This window comes from Bradyrhizobium sp. CCBAU 11430 (assembly GCF_028128855.1).
Taxonomy (GTDB): Bacteria; Pseudomonadota; Alphaproteobacteria; order Rhizobiales; family Xanthobacteraceae; genus Bradyrhizobium; species Bradyrhizobium ottawaense.
The window spans coordinates 22,233-42,506 of sequence record NZ_LBJV01000049.1 but is presented as its reverse complement, the minus strand read 5'-3'; the positions used below and the strand labels follow the sequence as shown (position 1 = coordinate 42,506).

General features: G+C 64.6%; 18 protein-coding genes. 9 read left to right on the top strand and 9 right to left on the bottom strand.

All coding sequences use genetic code 11. The annotated features are described in order from the left end of the window. Positions 1-68: 68 nt before the first annotated feature. Both XI04_RS13315 and XI04_RS13310 read right to left on the bottom strand, forming a co-directional pair. Complete coding sequence (locus XI04_RS13315; protein ID WP_028140276.1) at positions 69-1,454, bottom strand: ABC transporter substrate-binding protein; 1,386 nt, start codon at positions 1,452-1,454, stop codon at positions 69-71. A gap of 229 nt (positions 1,455-1,683) precedes the next feature. Continuing rightward, on the bottom strand, positions 1,684-2,664 hold the full coding sequence (locus XI04_RS13310; RefSeq protein WP_095426652.1) for a LysR family transcriptional regulator: 981 nt from the start codon (positions 2,662-2,664) through the stop codon (positions 1,684-1,686). 118 nt (positions 2,665-2,782) lie between these two features. On the opposite strand from XI04_RS13310, the gene XI04_RS13305 reads away from it, so the two are divergent. Together XI04_RS13305 and dctA are read left to right on the top strand one after the other, a co-directional pair. Next, positions 2,783-3,856 carry a 4-oxalomesaconate tautomerase gene (locus XI04_RS13305; RefSeq protein ID WP_095426651.1) on the top strand — a complete coding sequence of 358 codons (1,074 nt, stop codon included), beginning with the start codon at positions 2,783-2,785 and terminating at the stop codon, positions 3,854-3,856. A gap of 68 nt (positions 3,857-3,924) precedes the next feature. Then, positions 3,925-5,310 (top strand): C4-dicarboxylate transporter DctA, encoded by a 1,386-nt coding sequence (gene dctA / locus XI04_RS13300; RefSeq protein ID WP_271610309.1) that lies wholly within the window; start codon positions 3,925-3,927, stop codon positions 5,308-5,310. Between the two features lie 115 nt (positions 5,311-5,425). On the opposite strand, the gene XI04_RS13295 is transcribed toward dctA, so the two are convergent. Continuing rightward, on the bottom strand, positions 5,426-7,366 hold the full coding sequence (locus XI04_RS13295) for an AsmA family protein (protein WP_165637319.1): 1,941 nt from the start codon (positions 7,364-7,366) through the stop codon (positions 5,426-5,428). A gap of 272 nt (positions 7,367-7,638) precedes the next feature. Between XI04_RS13295 and XI04_RS13290 the strand changes: the two genes are divergently transcribed. Together XI04_RS13290 and XI04_RS13285 are read left to right on the top strand one after the other, a co-directional pair. Beyond that, positions 7,639-8,346, top strand: coding sequence for a CoA transferase subunit A (locus XI04_RS13290; RefSeq protein WP_028140272.1), 708 nt, complete (start codon positions 7,639-7,641; stop codon positions 8,344-8,346). An 18-nt stretch (positions 8,347-8,364) separates the two neighbouring features. Beyond that, positions 8,365-9,015: a 3-oxoacid CoA-transferase subunit B gene (locus tag XI04_RS13285; RefSeq protein ID WP_028140271.1), complete on the top strand. Its 651-nt coding sequence runs from the start codon at positions 8,365-8,367 to the stop codon at positions 9,013-9,015. 143 nt (positions 9,016-9,158) lie between these two features. Here the strand turns inward: XI04_RS13285 and XI04_RS13280 are convergent, their stop codons facing one another. From XI04_RS13280 to XI04_RS13265, 4 genes are all read right to left on the bottom strand, one after another. Continuing rightward, the gene (locus XI04_RS13280; protein ID WP_028140270.1) at positions 9,159-10,037 is read right to left on the bottom strand and encodes an SUMF1/EgtB/PvdO family nonheme iron enzyme; all 879 of its coding nucleotides are present in this window, start codon (positions 10,035-10,037) and stop codon (positions 9,159-9,161) included. Between the two features lie 52 nt (positions 10,038-10,089). After that, positions 10,090-11,184 carry a copper-containing nitrite reductase gene (gene nirK, locus XI04_RS13275; RefSeq protein WP_028140269.1) on the bottom strand — a complete coding sequence of 365 codons (1,095 nt, stop codon included), beginning with the start codon at positions 11,182-11,184 and terminating at the stop codon, positions 10,090-10,092. Positions 11,185-11,307: 123 nt separating this feature from the next. After that, entirely contained in the window at positions 11,308-12,183 is an 876-nt protein-coding gene (locus tag XI04_RS38690) for a copper chaperone PCu(A)C (protein WP_063711737.1), read from the bottom strand. 25 nt (positions 12,184-12,208) lie between these two features. Beyond that, on the bottom strand, positions 12,209-12,409 hold the full coding sequence (locus XI04_RS13265) for a hypothetical protein (RefSeq protein WP_028140268.1): 201 nt from the start codon (positions 12,407-12,409) through the stop codon (positions 12,209-12,211). 203 nt (positions 12,410-12,612) lie between these two features. On the opposite strand from XI04_RS13265, the gene hemN reads away from it, so the two are divergent. Together hemN and XI04_RS13255 are read left to right on the top strand one after the other, a co-directional pair. After that, positions 12,613-13,965, top strand: coding sequence for an oxygen-independent coproporphyrinogen III oxidase (hemN, locus tag XI04_RS13260; protein WP_271610308.1), 1,353 nt, complete (start codon positions 12,613-12,615; stop codon positions 13,963-13,965). 208 nt (positions 13,966-14,173) lie between these two features. Next, a complete protein-coding gene (locus XI04_RS13255; protein ID WP_028140266.1) occupies positions 14,174-14,371 on the top strand; it encodes a DUF1858 domain-containing protein in 198 nt (65 codons plus the stop codon). A 134-nt stretch (positions 14,372-14,505) separates the two neighbouring features. Here the strand turns inward: XI04_RS13255 and XI04_RS13250 are convergent, their stop codons facing one another. Next, positions 14,506-15,216, bottom strand: a complete 711-nt coding sequence (locus XI04_RS13250; RefSeq protein ID WP_038970872.1) for a Crp/Fnr family transcriptional regulator — start codon at positions 15,214-15,216, stop codon at positions 14,506-14,508. Between the two features lie 130 nt (positions 15,217-15,346). Here XI04_RS13250 and XI04_RS13245 point away from each other — a divergent pair, with 130 nt between their 5' ends. Continuing rightward, positions 15,347-16,558 (top strand): NnrS family protein, encoded by a 1,212-nt coding sequence (locus XI04_RS13245; protein WP_271596326.1) that lies wholly within the window; start codon positions 15,347-15,349, stop codon positions 16,556-16,558. Positions 16,559-16,561: 3 nt separating this feature from the next. On the opposite strand, the gene XI04_RS13240 is transcribed toward XI04_RS13245, so the two are convergent. Continuing rightward, positions 16,562-17,596, bottom strand: a complete 1,035-nt coding sequence (locus tag XI04_RS13240; protein WP_271610307.1) for an AraC family transcriptional regulator — start codon at positions 17,594-17,596, stop codon at positions 16,562-16,564. Between the two features lie 205 nt (positions 17,597-17,801). Here XI04_RS13240 and XI04_RS13235 point away from each other — a divergent pair, with 205 nt between their 5' ends. Beyond that, the gene (locus tag XI04_RS13235) at positions 17,802-18,422 is read left to right on the top strand and encodes a response regulator transcription factor (protein ID WP_028140262.1); all 621 of its coding nucleotides are present in this window, start codon (positions 17,802-17,804) and stop codon (positions 18,420-18,422) included. A gap of 171 nt (positions 18,423-18,593) precedes the next feature. Beyond that, the gene (locus XI04_RS13230) at positions 18,594-20,270 is read left to right on the top strand and encodes a mucoidy inhibitor MuiA family protein (RefSeq protein WP_271610306.1); all 1,677 of its coding nucleotides are present in this window, start codon (positions 18,594-18,596) and stop codon (positions 20,268-20,270) included. The last annotated feature ends 4 nt before the right edge of the window (positions 20,271-20,274 follow it).

Sequence of the window (20,274 nt, the reverse complement as noted above, 5' to 3'; positions counted from 1 at the left end):
CCGGCCGCGAAACGCGGCCGGTGTTGTTCTAGCACCTCTCCCCGCGAGGCGGGGAGAGGCAGGATGATTTAACCCGCGACCTGCTTGATGCGGGCGATCAGTTCGTCGACGGCCTTGTCGACCGGAACCTTCTCGCTGACGACGCGGTTCATCGCCTTCGCCCACACGTTCTCGTTGTTGAGGATCGTGAACTTCCAGTTTTTGGTGAAGTCGAACGCCGCGGTGCCGCCCTTGAACTGCGTGTAGACGGCCTTGCGGTGCTTGTCAGCCTGCCAGAACGGGCTTTCCTGGCTTTCCTTCGTCACAGGGAACCAGCGGCCGAGCGCGCCCTCGATGTAGGGGCGGACGTTCTCTTCCTGGAGCAGGAAGCTGATGAACTGCTTGGCCTCTGCCTTGTTCTTGGCCGCGGTGAAGACCAGTCCGGTCTTGACGTCGGAGCGGTAGCGGATGGTCGAACCATCCGGCGCCTTCGGGAAGGACGCCGTCACGATGTCCTGCTCGTAGGCCTTCTTGCCGGCTTCGCGCTGTTCGGGCGTGAGCGCCTGGTTCTGGGAGTCCTCGAACCACTTCGCGGCGATCGAGATCGTGAAATTGTGGGTCATCACGATGGTCTTGTTGTGGAACGCGACGTTGTTGTCGGGATCCTTCCAGGTCGTGGAGGATGGCGGCGTGCAACCCTTGATGTAGGTGTCGGTGTAATCCTTCATCGCCTTGATCAGGTTCTCGCGAACCGTGGGATCGTCGACCGTGAGCTTGCCGTCGTCGTCGACCAGCTTGACGTGGTAGGCGTCCATGAAGGTGTAGAACGACTGGAAGGCGTCGGTGGATTCCACGCCCATCGGCTGGCCGACGGCATAGATGCGCTGGCCGGTGGCCTTGCGGATCCCCGGCTGCACCTTGTCGCACCAGAACGTCCAGTAGCCCGTCCAGTCGTTCGGGATATCGGCGAGCTTGAAGCCGGACTTCTCCAGCATGTCGTTCCAGATCTGGACGTGCATGCTCTGCTGCTTCAGCGGGAAGCCGTAATAGGCCTTCTTCTTGGTGACGTCGTTATAGAGGATCGACGCATCCAGCGTGTTCTGCACGAACCGGCCCTTGATCGGCTCCATCACGTCGGAGAGATCCTCAAGCTTGCCTTCATAGGCCCACTTGCCCTGCGCCTGGACGTCATAAGAGTCGGAATAGGCGACATCGGGCACGGTGCCGGCATCGAGCGCGGCGACCGTCTTCGGAATCATGTCCTGGATCGCGTATTGCGACAATTCGACCTTGATGCCGGTCTTGGCTTCGAACTTCTTGATCGTCTCGATCAGTGCGTCGTCTTCGGAGCGATAGAAGCCCTTGCCCCACCAGACCGTGATCGTCTTCTGCTGCGCAAATGCGGGTGCAGCGGCTGCAAACAGCCCGGCCGCAGCGACCGCCAGTGATACTGCGCCAATAACCTTGGATTTCACGTTTTTCTCCCTCAAACGGCCGGTGTTTTTAACCGGTCGTATAAAACACTAGCGCATGGCGTTAGCTCGATCTAGCGGCATGTTGTCAGACATAGGTCGCGGGGATGGGCCTTGCGGAGATCCTTAACGCGTGCATCGATCCAATCACCGCATCAATTCGCCCTGATCAATTCGCGCCTTCCGAGGAACTCCAGTTTGGGGAACGGTCTCGTCCCGCTCGGGCGAGCCGTCAGCGTTTCCGCTTTAGACCCGTCGATATCGTGTTCGAACTTGCCTCAGCGGATCGGGGCCGGGGCTTGCCATGCCCGCCGGCTCGAGAAGGAGAGCGCCATGCCTCGAGGAGCATCTTCAAAAACTGGCTGGCATGCGGCGATAGCGTCGCTCCGCGCCTGCGCACGATTCCGATCGTCCGCGACACTTCCGGCTCGATCAGCCGAACGGTGTGAATGATCGGATGACCGGCGGCGGGCGTCGCGAGCCTCGGCAGCACAGCGATGCCCAATCCCTCTTCGACCAGGCCAAGCGAGCCGGAGAGGTGGGCGACTTCATAAGACCAGTTCAGCTGCAGGCCCTGCCGCGCCAGCGCATTGTCGATCAACGCGCGATTGCCGCTGTTGCGACCGACGGTGATGACCCGGTGCGACACGATCTCCGACCAGCTCACCTGCTTGCGCGATGCCAGCGGATGGTCATGACGGCAGGCCAGGACGAACGGGTCCTCAACCAATTTCTCGAATTCGATTTCGGCATGCGAAGCGCCGATGAAATTGATGCCGAAGTCGGCTTCTCCGCGCGCGACCGCTTCCAACCCCTCATTGGCGCCGATATCCAGAATGCGGATGCGGATGCGCGGATACGCTTCGGCGAACCGGCCGATCGCTCGCGGAAGAAAATAGAACACCGCTGTCGGCACCGCAGCCACGGAGACCAAACCCGAACTTCGCGCGCCGATATCATGGATGGCGAGCACCGAGGTCTCGAACTCGTCGATGAGACGGCGGACCTTCGGCAGGAAGTCGCGGCCCGTCATGGTGAGATTGACGTGGCGCGTGGACCGTTCGAGCAGCGGCGCTCCGAGACTTTCCTCCAGCTTCTGAATGCGCCGGCTGAGCGCCGGCTGGGACAGATTCAGCGCCTTCGCGGTCCGGACGAAGCTGCCCATCTCCGCGACGGTGATGAACGCCTTGAGGTCGAGCAGTTCTGCGTTCATGGCAAGGCTCCATTATGTCGACTTACGACATAATACCTCAGATATTTGCATTTCACAAAAGAGTTCGGAGGGAGGATGCTCTGGTTCAGGCGAGCATGTCGCCGAACGGAAGAACATCATGAACGATCAGATTGCCATTCCCTGTGTGGTCATGCGCGGTGGGACCTCGCGCGGACCGTTTTTCCTGGCTCGCGACCTTCCTGCCGATCCCAACGCGCGCGACGCGGTCCTGTTGTCGGTAATGGGAGGTGGGCACGATCTCGGAATCGATGGAATCGGCGGCGGCAATGCCGTGATCAACAAGGTCGCGATCATCGGACCGGCAACGGTGCCCGACGCCGATGTCGACTACCTGTTTGCCCAGGTGCGCGTTCGCGAAGGGATCGTCGATACCTCGCCGAACTGCGGAAACATGCTGGCGGCGGTCGGGCCGTTCGCAATCGAAGCTGGCCTGGTCGCCGCTACCGCAGATCGCACCCATGTGCGTATCCATAACGTCAACACCGGTAAGCTGGTCGATGCGACGGTCGCCACTCCCGGAGGACGGGTGACCTATGAGGGCGGGGCGCGGATCGACGGGGTACCGGGAACGGCCGCGCCCATCGAACTGTCGTTCCCCAACGCGGCCGGCGCACGCACCGGTCGCCTGTTGCCGACAGGACGTCCGGTCGACCGTATCGGAGGGATCGACGTGACCTGCATCGACGCAGCCATGCCCGTCATGCTGGTCCGCGCGGCAGATCTCGGATGGACCGGCCGCGAGGCCCCTCCGGCCTTCGCCGACGGCGCCTTCCGCGGGCGGCTCGAACATTTGCGCATCGAGGCTGGACGCCGGATGGGTTTTCCGGATTCCGCGTCAATGGTGATTCCGAAGCCGGTTCTGATCGCGCCTGCAAGCGGGGCGGCGTTGAACGTCAGGTACTTCATGCCGCACGACTGCCATAGCGCGCTGGCGGTGACCGGTGCCGTCGCGATCGCGACCGCCTGTGTGACGCCCGGGACGATCGCCGCAGAGATGGTTGGATTGCTTGCACCTCCGGTGCCGATCACGCTCGCCCATCCCTCCGGCCAGCTCGTGGTTCGGCTGGAGCCCGGCCCGGTTGCCCGGGTGCAGCGGACAGCCCGGCGAATTCTCGAGGGCCATGTCTTCGCCCGTCGATCGCACGTCCCTCATTCCGTCCTGGCAGCCTGAAGCCGGACCGCTTTCAAAGCCTTCAAAAATCAGAGCCATGAAAAATCAGAGCCATGGGAGAAACGAGAATGCAGAAGCAAGCGCTGGTCGGGCCCGTGAACAGTGAGACGCGAAAGCCATTCTACCGGATCCTCTACGTCCAGGTGCTGATCGGTCTCATGTTGGGCGTCCTCACCGGCCATCTCTGGCCTGAGTTCGGTGCCGCGCTGAAGCCCTTCGGCGATGGCTTCGTGAAGCTGGTCAAGATGATGATCGCGCCGATCGTGTTCTGCACCATCGTCAGCGGCATCAACAGCATCAGCGATTCCCGCGAGGTCGGCCGCACGCTGGTGAAATCCATGGCGCTGTTCTACCTGCTGACCGTGCTCGCACTGCTGGCCGGGCTGGTCGCCGTGTTGCTGATCCAGCCGGGCGTCGGCATGCATGTGTCCGTCAGCACGCTGGATCCGTCGGTGGCCGCGAAATTCACCAAACAGGCGAGTGCGATCGGATTTGCGGACTTCATGCTGCACATCATCCCGCATTCCTTCTTTGGCGCGTTTGCCGACGGCGAAGTGCTGCCGGTCCTGCTGGTCTCCATCCTGATCGCCTTTGGCCTGAGCCGTGCCGGCGATGGGGGCGCGGTGGTTACGAAGGCGGTCGATTCCTTCTCTCAGGTCCTGTTTGTGTCCTTTGGCTTCGTCATGAAGCTCGCTCCGCTCGGCGCCTTTGGCGCCATGGCGTTCACCGTGGGCCGCTACGGCATTCGATCGATCGGCTCGCTCGGACTGCTGATCCTGACATTCTATATCGCCTGCTCCGTCTTCGTGGTCGTCGTGCTCGGCACGCTGGCGCGGCTGAACGGCTTCAGCCTGTGGAAGACCATTCGCTACTTCAAGGAAGAGCTGCTGATCGTGCTCGGCACATCATCGTCGGAACCGGCGCTGCCGGGAGCGCTGCGCAAGCTGGAGCAGCTCGGATGCCGGAAAGGCGTGTCCGGCCTCGTGTTGCCGATGGGCTATTCCTTCAATCTGGACGGCAGCGCCATCTATCTCACCCTGGCCTCCATCTTCATCGCGCAGGCCTGCGACGTCCACCTGTCGTGGGGGCAGATTGCGGCGATGCTCGGACTGATGCTGCTGACGTCCAAAGGCGCGGCTGGCGTCACCGGCAGCGGCTTCGTGGCGCTTGTCGCGACCCTCTCCGTCATGCCGGATCTGCCCGTGACCGGCGTGGCGCTGCTTGTCGGCATCGACCGTTTCATGTCGGAAGCGCGGGCGCTGACCAGCATGATCAGCAACTGCGTCGCAGCCATTACCGTTTCGCTGTGGGAGGACGCCTGTGACCGCGAGGTGTTGGCTCGCGAACTGGGAGGAAGCGGCGCTCTCAAGGTCGCGGCCGGATCGAAGATCGGTGGAGGAGCAGTGCTGCAGGGGGACAAGGCCTGGATTTCGACGACGCAATCGGCCGCTTAACGCCGCCTCCGGGATGCAATCGGCCGCACTGCTCGATTTGGATTTGGCAAGTCGCTGGCATGTCGAGCTTGTTGAGCTCGGGCTACCGAAATCCGCGAAGGCTGCGTTGATCAGCCTAGTTGGATTTGGCGTTTTCCTTCGCGTTCTCTTTGGCGTTCTCCGCCGTCGGCGATTCCGCCGGTGGAGGACGCTTTCCGCTGCCGGTGATGCGCTCGATCGCGGAGCGCACGGCGTCGCCCCCCTTGCGATCCTTCAGCATGTCGAGCAGCGGCGCGGAGGCCGGCGAGCGGCGGATCAGGCTTTCCGGATCGGGGAAGATCAGGGGATCGTCCCAGGGGCCCTGCACCACGAATGGCAATTCGAATCCCGACGTGCTGTTGAGGCTCGCCACGCCCTTCATGTCGTATTCGCGCGTCGGCACCGAGGCGGTGCCGGTGAGCGTGATCTTCGCCGCCGGCCCTTCGACACGGATGTCTTCGGCGGTCGCGACCCCATCGGAGAATTTCACGGCGATGGTGAGATTGTTGTACGGCGTCGAACCGTTGCGGAAATTGCCGCCGCCGGACAGCGGCCTCCGCTCCAGACGTTTCAGCAGCTGCTCGGCATTGAAGCCCGAGATCGCGCCGTCATGACCGGTGACGGTGGCGCTGCCGTCGAGCGACTGCACGAGGCCGAACGGGCTCGAGCCCGAGGCGAAGAGCGACACGTTGATGTTGCCGCGGCCGGATAGCTTGCTGAGGCCGAACAGTTCGGTGGCGCAGGCCTGGAGATCGACGTCGGTGAACTGGAATTGCGCCTTGATGTCGGCGACGGTGTCGGAGCGCGCGATGCCGAACGAGCCCTTGGCGATGCCGCCATAGACCTGCGCCTCGCCGACCGAGAGCGCCAGCGTGCCGTTGCGCAAATTGGCGCCGATCGCGGTGCGGCCGAGCCTGGTCGGCCCCACCGTCAGCTTTGCTGCCGACAGGCGCATGTCGAGGTCGGTCGTCGACAATCCGTTGAGATCGAACAGCTGCCTGTTCCAGTCCCGCGCGCCGCTCGCGAGCAGGCGGAAGGTGGAGATATAAGGCGTGAAGTCGAGCGCGTCGGCGGCAAGCGTCGCCTGCAGCGTCTGCCGGCCGTTATTGGCGTAGGTCATGACGCCCTCGGCGGCATTGCCGTCGAGCTCGACATTGACGTTGGTGAGCGCGATCGAGGCGCCGACGACGTTGGCGCGCGCCTTCAGCACGAAGCGGCCGAAGCCGCCGCTGGCGGGCTGTGGCTGCCCGGTCCAGCGCAGCGCGTTGCGCAAGGAGGGGCTGTCGATCGTCAGCGTGCCCTCCATCATCGGGCTGGTGCGGTTGGCGACGCTGCCGTCGAAGGCGAGCTTGAGCGGCGCGCTGGCGATCCGCGCCTTCAACCCCGAGCGCTCGCCGGAGAGGGCGGCGACGAAATCGGAAAAGCTGATCGAGCCGTCGACACGCTCGCCGCGCCAGTCGAACTGTCCGGTCGCGGCGAAGGAGCGCGAGATCGAAGGCCAGGCCAGCGACAGGTCGATGTCCTCGAACTTCTCGGTGCCGTGCGTGGCGGCGTCCTGGTAGTCGAGCACGCCGTCCTGGATCCGGATTTCGGAGAACGAGACCTGGTTCTCGGCGCCGGGCTTCATGGTGCGCGCGATGGTCTGGATGAAGGGCGTCCAGTTGCTCTGGCCGTCCGGCTTCAGGCTGACATGGATGCGCGGCCGCAGCAGCGTCAGGTCGGCGATCTCGAACCGTTGCAGCAGCAAAGGCAGCAGCCGCAGATTGGCGGTGAGCACGTCGACCTGGAGTGCGGGATCGCTGGTGCCGCCGCCCTTGAGGCCGACGTCGCGGAAGGAGATGTAGCTCGCCGGCAGCACCGAGATGTCGATTGCGCCCGCGACACTGAGCTCGAGCCCGGTGACGTCACGGATCTGCGCTTCGACCGCCTTGCGCAGCGCGTCGCGGTTGATGAGCCATGAGGTCGCGATCAGGGCGATCAGCGCGACGCCGAGCAGCGCCGCGATCGGCGTCCCGAGGCGCTTCATTCCTTGGGCCATGGTCAATGGCATGTCCTGATCGGGTTGGTCGTTGGAGCCAGGAGGGCGGGTCGGGAAACCTGCGTGCCCACGCCCAACCCCCGCAACTTGATGGTTTTTCTTGTCGCTTTCAAGGCCGCGGACGGTTCTGCCCACGGTGTGGGCAGCTTCTATCACCCGGGCGCGGTGCGGAGAACCCCGTATCATTGACGGCTTTGGAGGATTTCGCCTAATAATCGCCGCCAACAGGGCGCGCCGCCTCCAAGCCGAAGGTTCAGTCGAAGGTTATTTGCATGAACAAGGTCTATCCCGACGCGAAGTCGGCTCTCAACGGCATTTTGAAAGACAACATGATGATCATGTCGGGAGGCTTCGGCCTCTGCGGCATCGCCGAGGAGCTCTCGGACGCGATCCGCGAGTCCGGCGTCAAGGGCCTGACGGTGGTCTCCAACAATGCCGGCGTCGACGGCATCGGGCTCAGCCGCCTTTTGGAAACCCGGCAGATCAAGAAGATGATCTCGTCCTATGTTGGCGAGAACAAGCTGTTCGCCCAGCAATTCCTCGCCGGCGAGCTGGAACTCGAATTCAATCCGCAGGGCACGCTCGCCGAGCGCATCCGCGCTGGCGGCGCCGGCATCCCGGCCTTCTACACCAAGACCGGCGTCGGCACGCTGATCGCCGAAGGCAAGGAAGTGAAGGAGTTCGACGGCGAGAAGTATCTGATGGAGCGCGGCCTGTTCGCCGACCTCGCCATCGTGCATGCCTGGAAGGGCGACACCGCCGGCAACCTGATCTACCGCAAGACCGCGCGCAATTTTAACCCGATGATGGCGACCGCCGCCAAGATCACCGTCGCCGAGGTCGAGCATCTGGTTCCGGCCGGTGAACTCAATCCCGACCACATCCACACGCCCGGCATCTTCGTGAAGCGCATCGTCGAGGTCGGCACGGCCAAGAAGCGCATCGAATTCCGCAACACCCGCCCGCGTACCGCCGCTTAAGCGTATCAGGAGACACACATGGCCTGGACCCGTGAACAGATGGCCGCGCGCGCCGCAAAGGAATTGCGTGACGGCTACTACGTCAATCTCGGCATCGGCATCCCGACGCTGGTTTCGAACTTCATCCCCGACGGGGTCGATGTCAGCCTGCAGAGCGAGAACGGCATGCTCGGCATGGGCCCGTTCCCCTATGAAGACGAGGTGGACGCGGACCTGATCAACGCCGGCAAGCAGACGGTGAGCGAGCTGCCCTCGACCTCGTATTTCTCGAGCGCGGATTCCTTCGGGATGATCCGCGGCGGCCACATGGACCTGTCGATCCTCGGCGCCATGCAGGTGGCCCAGAACGGCGATCTCGCCAACTGGATGATCCCCGGCAAGATGGTCAAGGGCATGGGCGGCGCGATGGACCTCGTCGCCGGCGTCAAGCGCGTCGTCGTGGTGATGGAGCATTCGGCCAAGGACGGCTCCAAGCTCCTGAAGAAGTGCAATCTGCCGCTGACCGGCGAGCGCGTGGTCGACATGGTCGTCACGGATCTGGCGGTCTTCACCATCGACAAGCACGGCGACGGCGGCATGGCCCTGATCGAGCTCGCCGACGGCGTCTCGCTCGACGAGGTCAAGGCGAAGACCGAAGCCGAGTTTCGCGTGGCGCTGAAGAACAGCTGAGTTGACGATCCGCGAACAATGGGAAAGGGCCGGGCTTTGTCCCGGCCATTTTCATTGAAGTACCGACGCGCACTGCTTCCACATCGCAATGACGGAGTATGAGGCGCGGCCGAGACTCTGCTATTTCGCGAGTCAGGCCCGCCCTACGACCTCACCGCCCACACCTTGCTCCAGCGCGCCGACACGCTGGCGACCCACGAGGTCTCCTCGCGTACCAGGCGGAAGCCGAGATTGGCGGGCGGCACGCCCTGGGCGCAGCCGCCGGCGCGGGCGTCGCGGATGAAATCGGTGACGTAGGCGCGGTGGGCGCCCTCGGCGACACGCACGCCGCAGTTCACGGTGGGGCGGCCGGCATTGCCGGCGGCGTCGACGCGCGAGCGCACGAAGCAGGTCGAGGTCCATTCCCAGACGTTGCCGGCGAGGTCTTCGACGCCGTGCTCGTTCGGGCCGAACTTGCCGAACGGATAGGCCGTGGTGTCGGAAAGGTCGCGTTCGGATTCGCGCTCATAGCGGCTGATCCAGCGCTTCGAAGGATCGTCGGCATCGACAGCGACGCCATCGTCCTTGAATCTGGAGCCTGCTGCAAAGGCCCATTCTGCATCGCTCGGCAGGCGGTAATGGTGGCCTGTCTTGCGCGACAGCCATCCTGCATAAGCCTCGGCATCGTGCCAGCTCACCTGCACCGCGGGACGATCGGCGGCGACCGCGACGTCGCGATCGAGCGCGCGGCAGGCGCCATCCTGCACACAGAGCTGATAATCGGATGAGGAGACCTGATTTCGCATGATGTGGAGCGGCCGGTCGACGCGCATCGCGCGCAGCGGCGCTTCCGCCTGCTGCCCGCCGCGCGTGAAATCGCCGGCCTCGCGATAGGACAGGCTGCCCGCTGCGACCCTGACGATCGCAGGCTCCGACGCCGTGCCGTGGACGGTCATGTCCGAGACCAGCGGCGCCATCGCGATCGGCCCGGCGAGTCCGGCGGCGCAGGCGAGTGCCAGTTTGAGCTTGAATGCGATCAGCATGGTCATTCCTCGAAGAAAGAAGGGGCCGGTGATGACCGGCCCCTTGTCGCGTTTAGTTGGTGGCGGCCGGTATTTCGGCAGGGGCCTTCACCTGCATCATCAGATCGTCGTTCCACTTGCCTTCGACCTTGAAGTGCGCGGTGGCGCCGAGGTCGGCGGCCTCGATCAGATTGTGCGTGACGTAGGCGTAGATGCCGGGCTGCTGGAACTTGTACAGTGCAGCTCCCGCCGAGCCGCCGCGGATGAACCAGGTCTCGAGCCCGACTTCGGGTGCATTACCGAACTTGCCGGTCTCCCAGACGTAGTCGCCATGGCCGCCGATCAGATGCGGGCGGCTGTCGCGGTTGGCCTGCGAATGCACCATCAGAACGTTCTCGCCGACCTTGGCAGTCAGTGCGTTCTTGCCGGTGAGCGCGCCGACCTTGCCGTTGAAAACGACGTGGGTGGGGGTCAGCTTTTTCATCACCTCTTCGGTGTCGGTGAAGGCTTCACCCGGCGAGTCGTAGGACTTGAAGTTGCCCTTCTCGTCGCGCGGCACGTACATGTCCTGCTCGCCGATGTAGTAGACCTTGTCGTACTTCAGAGCGTGGCCCTTGCCATCGTTCAGTCCGTCGCGCGGCAGCACCATCACGGCGCCGTTCATGCCGGAGACGACGTGCCAGGGGATCATCGGGCCGCCCGGAGCGCAATGGTAGACGAACACGCCGGTCTTGGTTGCCTTCCAGCGCAGCACGACCTGCTCGCCGGGATTGACCAGAGTGAGCGCGCCGCCACCGAGCGCGCCGGTCGCGGAATGGAAGTCGATGTTGTGCGGCATGGTGTTGGTCGCGGGATTGACCAGCGTCGTTTCGACGTAGTCGCCCTCGTGCACGACCATCAGCGGGCCCGGCATCGAACCGTTGAAGGTCATCGCCTGGAAGGTGGTGCCCTTCTCGTCGATGACGACCTTCTTCTCCTCGATCGTGAGCCTGAACTCGATGATCTTGGGGCCTTGCTTGGTCGCCTGCTCGTGCGCGTGCACGAAGGGCGGAGCGACCAGCTCTACCTTTTGGCGCGGCAGCTTGAGATCATCGGCCGCGAAGGCGGGGGTCGCCAGCATCAGCGCGGTCGCGGCGGCGCTGATCAATGCGGCTCTGCGGGTGAACATCGGAAGCATCCTTCATCTGGAAAGGTTTTTGATGACGGATGCAGTGTGCGCCGATCGTGGCAAGAGTGTTTGCGCTGCGACAAGGTTTTGCCGGATTCGTCTCCGCAACAGTACTTAGGTGTCTCAACGGAGCAGGATCGGTGACACCACGTTAACCGCATCCGACGGATTGATGCGGATGTCGAGGCCGAGCGACCAGCGGCCGGACAGCGGTGCCGACATTCTGACTCGCCACTGATCGTTGCCGACGCGTTCGGCGTTCGCGGTGATCGGCGCGACGCCGTGCTCGGGGTTGCCGAGCGTGACAGCAACCGCGTCGGCGCTCAGCGGCAACTCATTCGCATCTTCAAGCTGGATTGCGATTTCGACCGGACCGGCGCGCCCGGGCGAGACCGTGACGTTGGCCATGGCCTTTTCAGCATGGAGATGCGTGAAGAAGCTCTCGTCAGCTTCGGTCGTCGACGCGGGTGGGGCCGCCGCAGCCTGCTCCACGCGATGTGCAGGCTCTGCGGCCGCCGTTGTCTTCGTGCTTTCGGGAGCCTGTGCGCCGATGGCCTGCACGTCCAGCGTCACTTTCACTGCGCCGGCGTGCTCGAACGACAGCGTCACGGGCATCTGGTCGCCGGCATGGAGCGGCACATCGAGACCGATGAACATCAGGTGTCCGCCGCCGGGTGCAAGCGTCACGATTTGTCCGGGTGCGATGACAAGCCCCTTGTCGAGCGGGCGCATGGTCATGACACCGTCGTTGACGGTCATTTCGTGGATCTCGGTTCGAAGCGCATGGGCGGCCGATGCGGCCTGCAGCCGCTCCGGCGCGCGGCCCCTGTTCTCGATCGTCAGATAGCCGCCGGCGACCCTGGCTCCGCCGGGCGTCGCCCGGCTCCAGGCCCTGGTGATGACGAGATCGCCGCTGGTCGTGTCGGCCGCAAAGGCCGGCGCCCCGACAATGCATGCCAGCACGACCGCGCCGGCGAATGCGCGCTTGGATGAGATCATGGTCGAGGCCTTCGCGAAGACGTGACTAAAATAGATGTGTGGCAAGCCAGACCGTTGCCCAGATCGCCAGCGACAGCACGGCGAAGACGGCGATGGCCGCGGCCAGAGCGCGCACGGTGCCGGCCGGGGCCGGTGCGACCGGGGCCGGCCGGAAGTCGTCGAAACGCGGGATATGGCCGCGGACGTCGAGCAAGGAAAGAATCAGTTCGAGTGCGAGAAGCCTCATGGGCAAACGCTCCGGATGGCGTGCGAATTGCCATGATCATGGCCCCGAACCCGCCGCTGCGCTTTGCGCGAGCGCAATGTCTGCTGCACCCCCGCCGACTTTGCGCGAGCGCAAGGTCGCCTCCGCGGATCCGGGTTATTGGAGTGCATTCCGTGATTTGCCGTGATGTCTGCGCACGGCGGAAATTTACGAATGGGTAAGACATGAGAGCTGATCTTGCGGCGAGCTACGGCGAAGAACGATTGCCACGCTACACGAGCTATCCGACCGCGCCGCATTTTTCGACGGCGGTCGGACCGGACGCCTACGCCAGTTGGCTGGCGGAGCTGCCGGCGGGCGCCAGCGCGTCACTCTATCTCCACGTGCCGTTCTGCCGCGAGATGTGCTGGTATTGCGGCTGCCACACCCAGATCGTCCGCCGCGACGAGCTCATCGCCGGCTACCAGCGGACGCTGCGCAACGAGATCGAGCAGGTCGCCGCAACCCTTGGCCGCCGCATCAAGGTGGAGCACATCCATTTCGGCGGCGGCACGCCGACGATCATGCAGCCGGAAGCTTTCGCCGAGTTGATGGCGACGATGCGCCAGAAGTTCTTCGTGCTACTCTCGGCCGAAATCGCGGTCGAGATCGATCCCCGCACATTGACCGCCGACATGGTCGATGCCATGCGGCTCTCCGGCGTCAACCGTGCGAGCCTTGGCGTGCAGAGCTTCGATCCCGTGGTGCAGCGGGCGATCAACCGCGTGCAGAGCTTCGAGCAGACGGCTTCCGTGGTCGACATGCTCCGGCGCGCCGGCATCGAGGGACTCAATTTCGACCTGATCTACGGGCTGCCGCACCAGACCGTCGCGTCCTGTCTGGATACGGTCCGGCGCAGCCTCACGCTCGCGCCCGACCGCTTCTCCGTGTTCGGGTACGCTCACGTGCCCAGCTTCAAGAAGCACCAGCAGATGATCAACGAGGCCGTGTTGCCGGACGGACTCGCGCGCCACGACCAGGCTTGCGCGATCGCGAATGCATTGAAGGAGGCCGGTTACGTGCAGATCGGGCTCGATCATTTCGCGCGACCCGACGATTCCATGGCAGTGGCCTTCGAGGAACGGACGCTGCGGCGCAATTTTCAGGGCTACACCACTGACAAGAGCGAAGTCCTGCTCGGTTTCGGCGCGAGCGCGATTGGGCATTTGCCGCAGGGTTACGTTCAGAACGAGGTGCAGATCGGCGCCTATGCGCAAAGCATCGCCGCCGGCCGTCTCGCCACCGCCAAGGGCTATGGGCTCACCGACGACGACCGGCTGCGCGCCGACATCATCGAACGCATCATGTGCGAGTTCAGCGCCGATCTCGGCGACATCTGCGCGCGCCATGGCGCGGAGGCGGGGGCGATGCTGAACTCGGCGGCGCGTCTGAAGCCGCTGATCTCCGACGGCATCGTGAGGCTGGATGGCAACCGCCTCGCAGTCGCAAAGGATTCGCGCTTTCTGGTCCGCAGCGTCGCGGCCGCGTTCGACGCGCATCTCAATCCGGCGAAGCAGCTGCACAGCCGGGCTGTGTAAGGTCTCTCCTCCTGTCATTCCGGGGCGCGCCCTTTGGCGCGAACCCGGAATCCATTTCTCCACGTCACCTGCTGCGCGATGGATTCTCAGATGCGCAATTGCGCATCATAGTTCGCGCTTCGCGCGCCCCGGAATGACAAGCCAGCTTGCGCTTCGACAAGGAGCCTTCGGTCCATTCTGCTATCGTCGTTGCGGAACGGAGTTGTCCATGTCTTTTGGATCCGACGATCTGGTCGATGACATCATGCGTACCGCGCCGCACACGATCCGCGTGTTTCTGGCCTTCAGGATGGCTTGTGTCGGTTGCCCGATCGCAACCTTCCACACGGTGGATGATGCCTGCCGCGAGCATGGCATCGACCGCGAGAAATTCCTCGCCGCGTTGTGCGATTGCGTGCCGGCGTGAAGCGGTCCGGAATTCACGCGGGCGCGCGCGGATTCCCGGGTGAGGGACGCTTTCGCCGTAAGCGGAAGCGCCTCTCACCCCTATCTCGATCCCTGTCTTAATCCCTATCTTGGGCGGAGACGTCCCGGCGGCTGTCACGCCGCGCCGCTGTCGGCGCTTCGCTCCGCCAACACGACGATCCTGTGCGGGTCGCGCAGGATGATGCGCTGACGGCCGCTCTCGACGAGGCCTTGGCTCTCCCAGCCGCTCAGGATGCGGCTGACGGTGTGCAGCGTGGTGCCGGTCATCTGGGCGATGTCCTGGCGGCTGATCGGGAAGTCGATCTCGATGCCGTGGTCGAGCTTCTTGCCGGACTGCTTGGCGAGGCGCAGCAGCGCATGGGCGACGCGCTGCTCGACCTGCTGGGTCGACATTTCCAGGATGCGGGTGTGGCTTTCCTGGAGGCGCTTGCCGACGGTCTGGAGCGTGTTGGCCGCCAGCGAGGGAAATCGCTCGACCAGCCGCGGCCAGGCCGAGGTTGGCCAGATCAGCACCACGCTGTCATCGACCGCGATCGCGGTCGCCGGATACTGCACGGCTCCGATCGCCATGGCGAGCCCGAACGTTTCGCCGGGCGCGACGTAGCGTACCACGATCTGCTCGCCGGTCGGCGTGGTCTTGGCCGCGCGGACATGGCCGTGCAGCAGCAGGAAGAAGGACTGCGCATCCGCCCCCTGCTCGAAAATGGCACTGTTCTTGGGATAGCGCGCCGAACGGGCCTCACGCAGGATCTCATCCAGAGCTTCCGGCGTGACCCCGGCAAACAGCGGCAAATGCGCAACCAGCGATGTGTCGACCTTGGCCATTCTGCCTCCTTGGCATCAGGGAGTGTGATGGCACCTGCAATCGTTCGATAGTTTGCGATAGCGCAAAACGGGACGGCTGAGTGGCAGTATTTTTCCAGATAACGGACTGAAATTTATTGGAGTTGACCCCATGGCTGGCGCTCGATCCCGCAACTTTGAGGGCTGGCCGCTGTTTGCGAACAGTTTTCGGCCCTTTTTCCTGCTCGCCGCGATCCAGGCGGGGCTATCGATTCTGGCTTGGCTGCCGATGTTCTACGGCGAATTGTCGGTGAGTTCCGCGTTCGCGCCGCGCGACTGGCACGTCCACGAGATGCTCTACGGCTTCCTGCCGGCGGTGATCACCGGGTTCCTGTTCACGGCCATCCCGAACTGGACCGGGCGGCTGCCGATCCAGGGCACCTCGCTGGGGGCGTTAGTGATGGTCTGGCTTGCCGGACGTATCGCGGTGACGTTGTCGGCCGATACCGGCTGGGCGTTTGCGCTTCTCGTCGATGCCGCCTTCCTGGCGCTGGTGGTCGCTGCCGCGGCGCGCGAGATCATCGCAGGCGGCAACTGGCGCAACCTGCCCGTGGTGGCGATGGTGTCCGTTCTGCTCGCCGGCAATGTCGCTTTTCATATCGAGGCGCACTACCAGGGCGCGGCCGATGTCAGCATCCGCGTCGGCATCGGTGTGGTCATGCTGCTGATCTCGCTGATCGGAGGCCGCATCATTCCGAGCTTCACCCGCAACTGGCTGGTCAAGTTCAATCCCGGCCGTCTGCCGGTGCCGTTCGGACGCTTCGACGGCGCAGTGATCGGATGCAGCGCGCTCGCGCTCATCTTCTGGATCGTGGCGCCGCTGAATGCCGTCACCGGTGTCCTGATGGCGCTGGTCGGCGGGCTGCATCTGGTGCGGCTTGCGCGCTGGGCCGGCGATCGCACCTTTCGCGAGCGACTGCTGGTGATCCTGCATATTGGCTATGTCTTCGTGCCGCTCGGCTTCATCCTGCACGCCGTCGCGGTTTTCGGAGCGCTGCCGCCAAGCGCCGGCATCCACGCCTGGATGACGGGCGCGGCGGGAACCATGACGCTGGCGGTGATGACCCGCGCGAGCCTCGGCCACACCGGACAGGCGTTGACCGCTTCGCCGGCGACCCAGGGAATCTACGCTGCGATCATCATCGCGGCTCTGGCACGGGTCGCCGCCGTGGTGTTGCCCGCGCACAGCGATCTATTGTTGCACATCGCCGCTTGCGGCTGGCTGGTCGCGTTCCTCGGATTTGCCGTCGCGTTCGGCCCGCTGCTCGCCGGCAGCCGGCGGCGTGCCCTTGCCGTAATGGGCGTGCCTGCTCCGGCGCGCTGAAACTCAAGCTGCGGTCGCCGAAGGCGCATCGGACGGTGTCGGAGGCCGAATGCCCTTGCGCCAGTCGGTGACGGTGCAGCCGAACCGGCCGCGGAACCAGCGCGCCATGGCGCTCTGCGCGGAGAAGCCGAGCTGGGTCGCGATGTCAGCCAGCGGCCGGTCGGGGTCCTCGGTCAGCTGGATCACGAGATCGGCGCGTTGCGCATCCAGGATGGCCGAGAAGCTGGTGCCTGATGCGGCCAGATGCCGGTGGATGGTACGGCGGGTGCAGGCAAGATGCTCGGCGACCCGCTCGACGGTGCAGTTGCCGCCGGCGAGCAGGGTCCGCACGATCTCGTCGACCTTCCCTTCCCAACTTGCCGGCCGGGTCTCGATTGCCTCGATCCGCTTGCGCAGATAGCTCGCGATCAGGGGATGCGCGCTCGGGATCCGGCGCTCCATGTCGCGCGCCGAGAGCAGGATCGCATCGTGTTCGGCGTTGAAGGTCACGCGGCAGCCGTAGAACTCGCGATAGCGCTTGCGATCGCGCGGCGGCGGGTAATGCAGGTGGACCTCCTGCGGCCGCCAGTCATGGCCGTACAGCGACTGGATGATGCGGTGGATGCTGCCGAGCGCCATGTCGATCGCCTGGCGCGGCGCGCTCGGCCGCCGGCCGCGCAGGTGCAGCGTGACCGTCACGATCTGCCCGTCGCGCGCAACGTCCAGCCGCATGCCGTCATGATGGATGTGGATGAAGCGCGAGAATGCTTCGATCGCCTCGCCGACGGTCGCCTGCTCGCGCACGATCAGGCCGACCGCACCGAAATTGGTCAGGCCGCCGCGCTCGGCGAGACGCAAGCCGAAATCTTCGGCGCCGGAGGCCTCCGCCGACAATTCGAGCAGACGGCGCAGGCCGGCAACGGCAATGGGCGTATCGGGCTTGTCGAGGCAAGCCAGCGGCAGCCTGGCCTTGCGCATCATCTGTTTGGGATCGAGCCCGACCGACCGGGCAACCTCCGGGTAATAGCTCAAGCCTGCGCTGCGAACGAGGTCGGTCATGCGAACCGTTCCTGCCAGCCATTCCCGCAGATGTCCCGAAATGTAAAGTTTCTGTCTCGATCCGTCAAATCCAGGAACCGGCCGGAACATACATAGGGGAAACCGAAGCACTGGCGTGAATGCCGTGCTCACGACGGCGCGGCAGGGCGATGCGGCCCGCTTTCCGTCTCGGACCATTTGACCAAGACATTGCTGGATCGGGATTATGCCGGGGAACATGCTTTCCAAGGGCGAGGTATTCGTCATCGACACCGACGCTGCCTCCCGCGAACAACTTTCGACCGCGCTCCAACAGAGCGCCTATGACGTGATCTGCTTCGCTGACGGTGCCTCACTTCTGTCGGAAGCGAAGGCGCGGATGCCGGCCTGCGTGCTGATGGAGCTGCCGCCCGATCGCTCCGGCCTCGACATGCTCAGGCGGCTGCGCGAGGAAAACTGCATGGCACCGGTGCTGGTGACCTCGGCGAATGGCAGCATCGCCATGGCGGTCGACGCCATCAAGAGCGGCGCGGCCGACTTCATCGAAAAGCCGTTCCGCACCCACGACATCGTCGGCCGGATCGATGCCGCCATCGACGAATTTGCGCAGCCCGGCACGAGCCGGCAGCGCTGGCTGCCCGGCTGCGAGCCCTTGACCGAGCGTGAGGGCGACGTGCTCGAGCACCTCGCTGCCGGCCTGACCAACAAGGAAATCGCCCGGCGCATGCATCTGAGCGCACGGACCGTCGAGGGCTATCGCGCCGGCATCCTGAAGAAGGCCGGAGCCAGGAACGTGACCGATCTGCTCCGCCGCATCTTCGGCCAGGGGGCGTCGACCCAGGTTTAGCGGGCTCGCCGCGGGACGACGTTCCGTTCCGCGGCCTTGGTGCCGCCGCTGCGGCGCCCCACGGAAACCCCAATCGAACCAGTTCCTTCCCTGCCGCGTCCAACCATGTTGGCGAGGCATTTGATCGCGCGCGTCCGGCTGGCGGCGCGGCGATACGGCAGGAGGGACTTCATGCGCATCACCGCAAGATATTTGGCAACGACGAGCCTGGTTCTGGTCACCATGGCGGCGTCGTCGCCATCATGGGCCGCCGATCTGGACGCCATTTCGGCGATCGATACGGTCACGGTTTACCCCGATGGTGCCACCGTCACGCGCGTCATCACGGTCGATTTGCCGTCCGGGGATTCGACGCTTGTTGCCAAGGACTTCCCGCTTGGTCTCGATGCCTCCTCCATCCGGGTCGAGGGTGAGGGCGGCGCAAAGCTCACCATCGGCACGATCGATGCGCGGTCGCCTCGCGCCGCGCCGGTCAATCTGCCCGAGCTGGAAAAGCGCATCGAGGCCTTGAACGATCAGCGCGCCGATTTGCAAGGCGCGATCGACTCGGCGAATGCGCGGCGCAAGTTTGCGGAGCACTTTGCGGAAACCTCCCCGGCGGGGATCGGCGACAAGGGCGAGGCGCGGCCGATCGCCGAATGGCGCGCGGCTTTTGCTGCGGTCGGCGAGGAAATTGCGAGCGCCGACACCGCCGTCCGCGACGCCACGCGCAAGACGCGCGAGATCGACCGGCAGATCGCCCAACTCGAGGTCGAGCGCAAGGCCAAGCCGCCGAGCAAGCTCGAGGTTCGCATGGACGTTGCCGCGACCGCTGCGATGAAGGCGACGCTGCGCGTGACGTATGCCGTGCGCAATGCGCGCTGGATGCCGCTCTATGACGCCCGGCTCGACACCGGCGCCAAGGATCGCAAGCCGCAGCTCGAACTCATTCGTCGCGCCGAGATCACGCAATCGACCGGCGAGGATTGGTCCAACGTGACGCTCGGCGTCTCCACAACCCGCATCAGCCGCGGCGGCAGTGCGCCGGAGCTGCATTCACTGGTCGCGCAATATCCCCAGGTGCCGAAGCCGCTGGCAGCAGGCTCGGTCTCCGATCTGGCGCGGCCCGCGCCGGTCCTGCGCCAGATGCAATCGCCAGCGATGGCCAAGATCGCGGAGGCGGCCGAGCCGCGCGAACGTGCCGACGAGCAGCAGGCAATTGCCGAGATCGGGGATTTCCAGGCGACGTTCAAAATTCCCGGCCGCGTCAGCCTCGCCGCCGCCGAGGGCGCCAAGAGCCTGCGGATTGCAGCGATGACCGTGCCCGCCGACCTCGCGGTCCGCGCCGCACCGGTGCTGGACCCGACGGCCTTCCTCGAAGCCAGCTTCAAGCAGACCGACGACTCGGCTCTGCTGCCCGGCAAGGTCGCGATCTACCGCGACGGCGTCTTCGTCGGTCGCGGCAAGCTCTCCGCTTCCGCCAAGGACGACATCGTGCGGCTCGGCTTCGGCGCCGACGACAAGGTGAGAATCGAGCGCGCCGTGCTCAAGCGCAACGAGGGTTCGGCCGGCCTGCTTGTCACAACATCCAAGACCGACGAGCGTACGTTCAAGACCACCATCCGCAACGGTCATGATTTCCCGATCAAGGTTGCGATCGAGGATCAGTTGCCGGTCAGCGAGAGCGAGGACATCGTCGTCGAAATGCTGCCCGCGACCACGCCGCCGACCGCCAGCAACATCCGTGACCGCCGCGGCGTGCTGGAATGGTCGTTCGACGCCAAGCCGGGCGAAGTCAAGGATATCAACTTCGCCTGGCGCATCCGCTGGCCGAAGGACAAGAGCATGGTGATCGTCCCGGCGGGGTAGGCGG

Bases quoted from the DNA above. Each gene is read 5' to 3' on its own strand.
- XI04_RS13235 (WP_028140262.1), top strand. From the start codon at position 17,802: ATGCCGGGGAACATGCTTTCCAAGGGCGAGGTATTCGTCATCGACACC.
- XI04_RS13305 (WP_095426651.1), top strand. From the start codon at position 2,783: ATGAACGATCAGATTGCCATTCCCTGTGTGGTCATGCGCGGTGGGACC.
- XI04_RS13230 (WP_271610306.1), top strand. From the start codon at position 18,594: ATGCGCATCACCGCAAGATATTTGGCAACGACGAGCCTGGTTCTGGTC.
- XI04_RS13255 (WP_028140266.1), top strand. From the start codon at position 14,174: ATGTCTTTTGGATCCGACGATCTGGTCGATGACATCATGCGTACCGCG.
- XI04_RS13285 (WP_028140271.1), top strand. From the start codon at position 8,365: ATGGCCTGGACCCGTGAACAGATGGCCGCGCGCGCCGCAAAGGAATTG.
- XI04_RS13250 (WP_038970872.1), bottom strand. From the start codon at position 15,216: ATGGCCAAGGTCGACACATCGCTGGTTGCGCATTTGCCGCTGTTTGCC.
- nirK (WP_028140269.1), bottom strand. From the start codon at position 11,184: ATGTTCACCCGCAGAGCCGCATTGATCAGCGCCGCCGCGACCGCGCTG.
- dctA (WP_271610309.1), top strand. From the start codon at position 3,925: ATGCAGAAGCAAGCGCTGGTCGGGCCCGTGAACAGTGAGACGCGAAAG.
- XI04_RS13280 (WP_028140270.1), bottom strand. From the start codon at position 10,037: ATGCTGATCGCATTCAAGCTCAAACTGGCACTCGCCTGCGCCGCCGGA.
- XI04_RS13290 (WP_028140272.1), top strand. From the start codon at position 7,639: ATGAACAAGGTCTATCCCGACGCGAAGTCGGCTCTCAACGGCATTTTG.
- XI04_RS38690 (WP_063711737.1), bottom strand. From the start codon at position 12,183: ATGATCTCATCCAAGCGCGCATTCGCCGGCGCGGTCGTGCTGGCATGC.
- XI04_RS13240 (WP_271610307.1), bottom strand. From the start codon at position 17,596: ATGACCGACCTCGTTCGCAGCGCAGGCTTGAGCTATTACCCGGAGGTT.
- XI04_RS13265 (WP_028140268.1), bottom strand. From the start codon at position 12,409: ATGAGGCTTCTCGCACTCGAACTGATTCTTTCCTTGCTCGACGTCCGC.
- XI04_RS13295 (WP_165637319.1), bottom strand. From the start codon at position 7,366: ATGGCCCAAGGAATGAAGCGCCTCGGGACGCCGATCGCGGCGCTGCTC.
- hemN (WP_271610308.1), top strand. From the start codon at position 12,613: ATGAGAGCTGATCTTGCGGCGAGCTACGGCGAAGAACGATTGCCACGC.
- XI04_RS13245 (WP_271596326.1), top strand. From the start codon at position 15,347: ATGGCTGGCGCTCGATCCCGCAACTTTGAGGGCTGGCCGCTGTTTGCG.
- XI04_RS13310 (WP_095426652.1), bottom strand. From the start codon at position 2,664: ATGAACGCAGAACTGCTCGACCTCAAGGCGTTCATCACCGTCGCGGAG.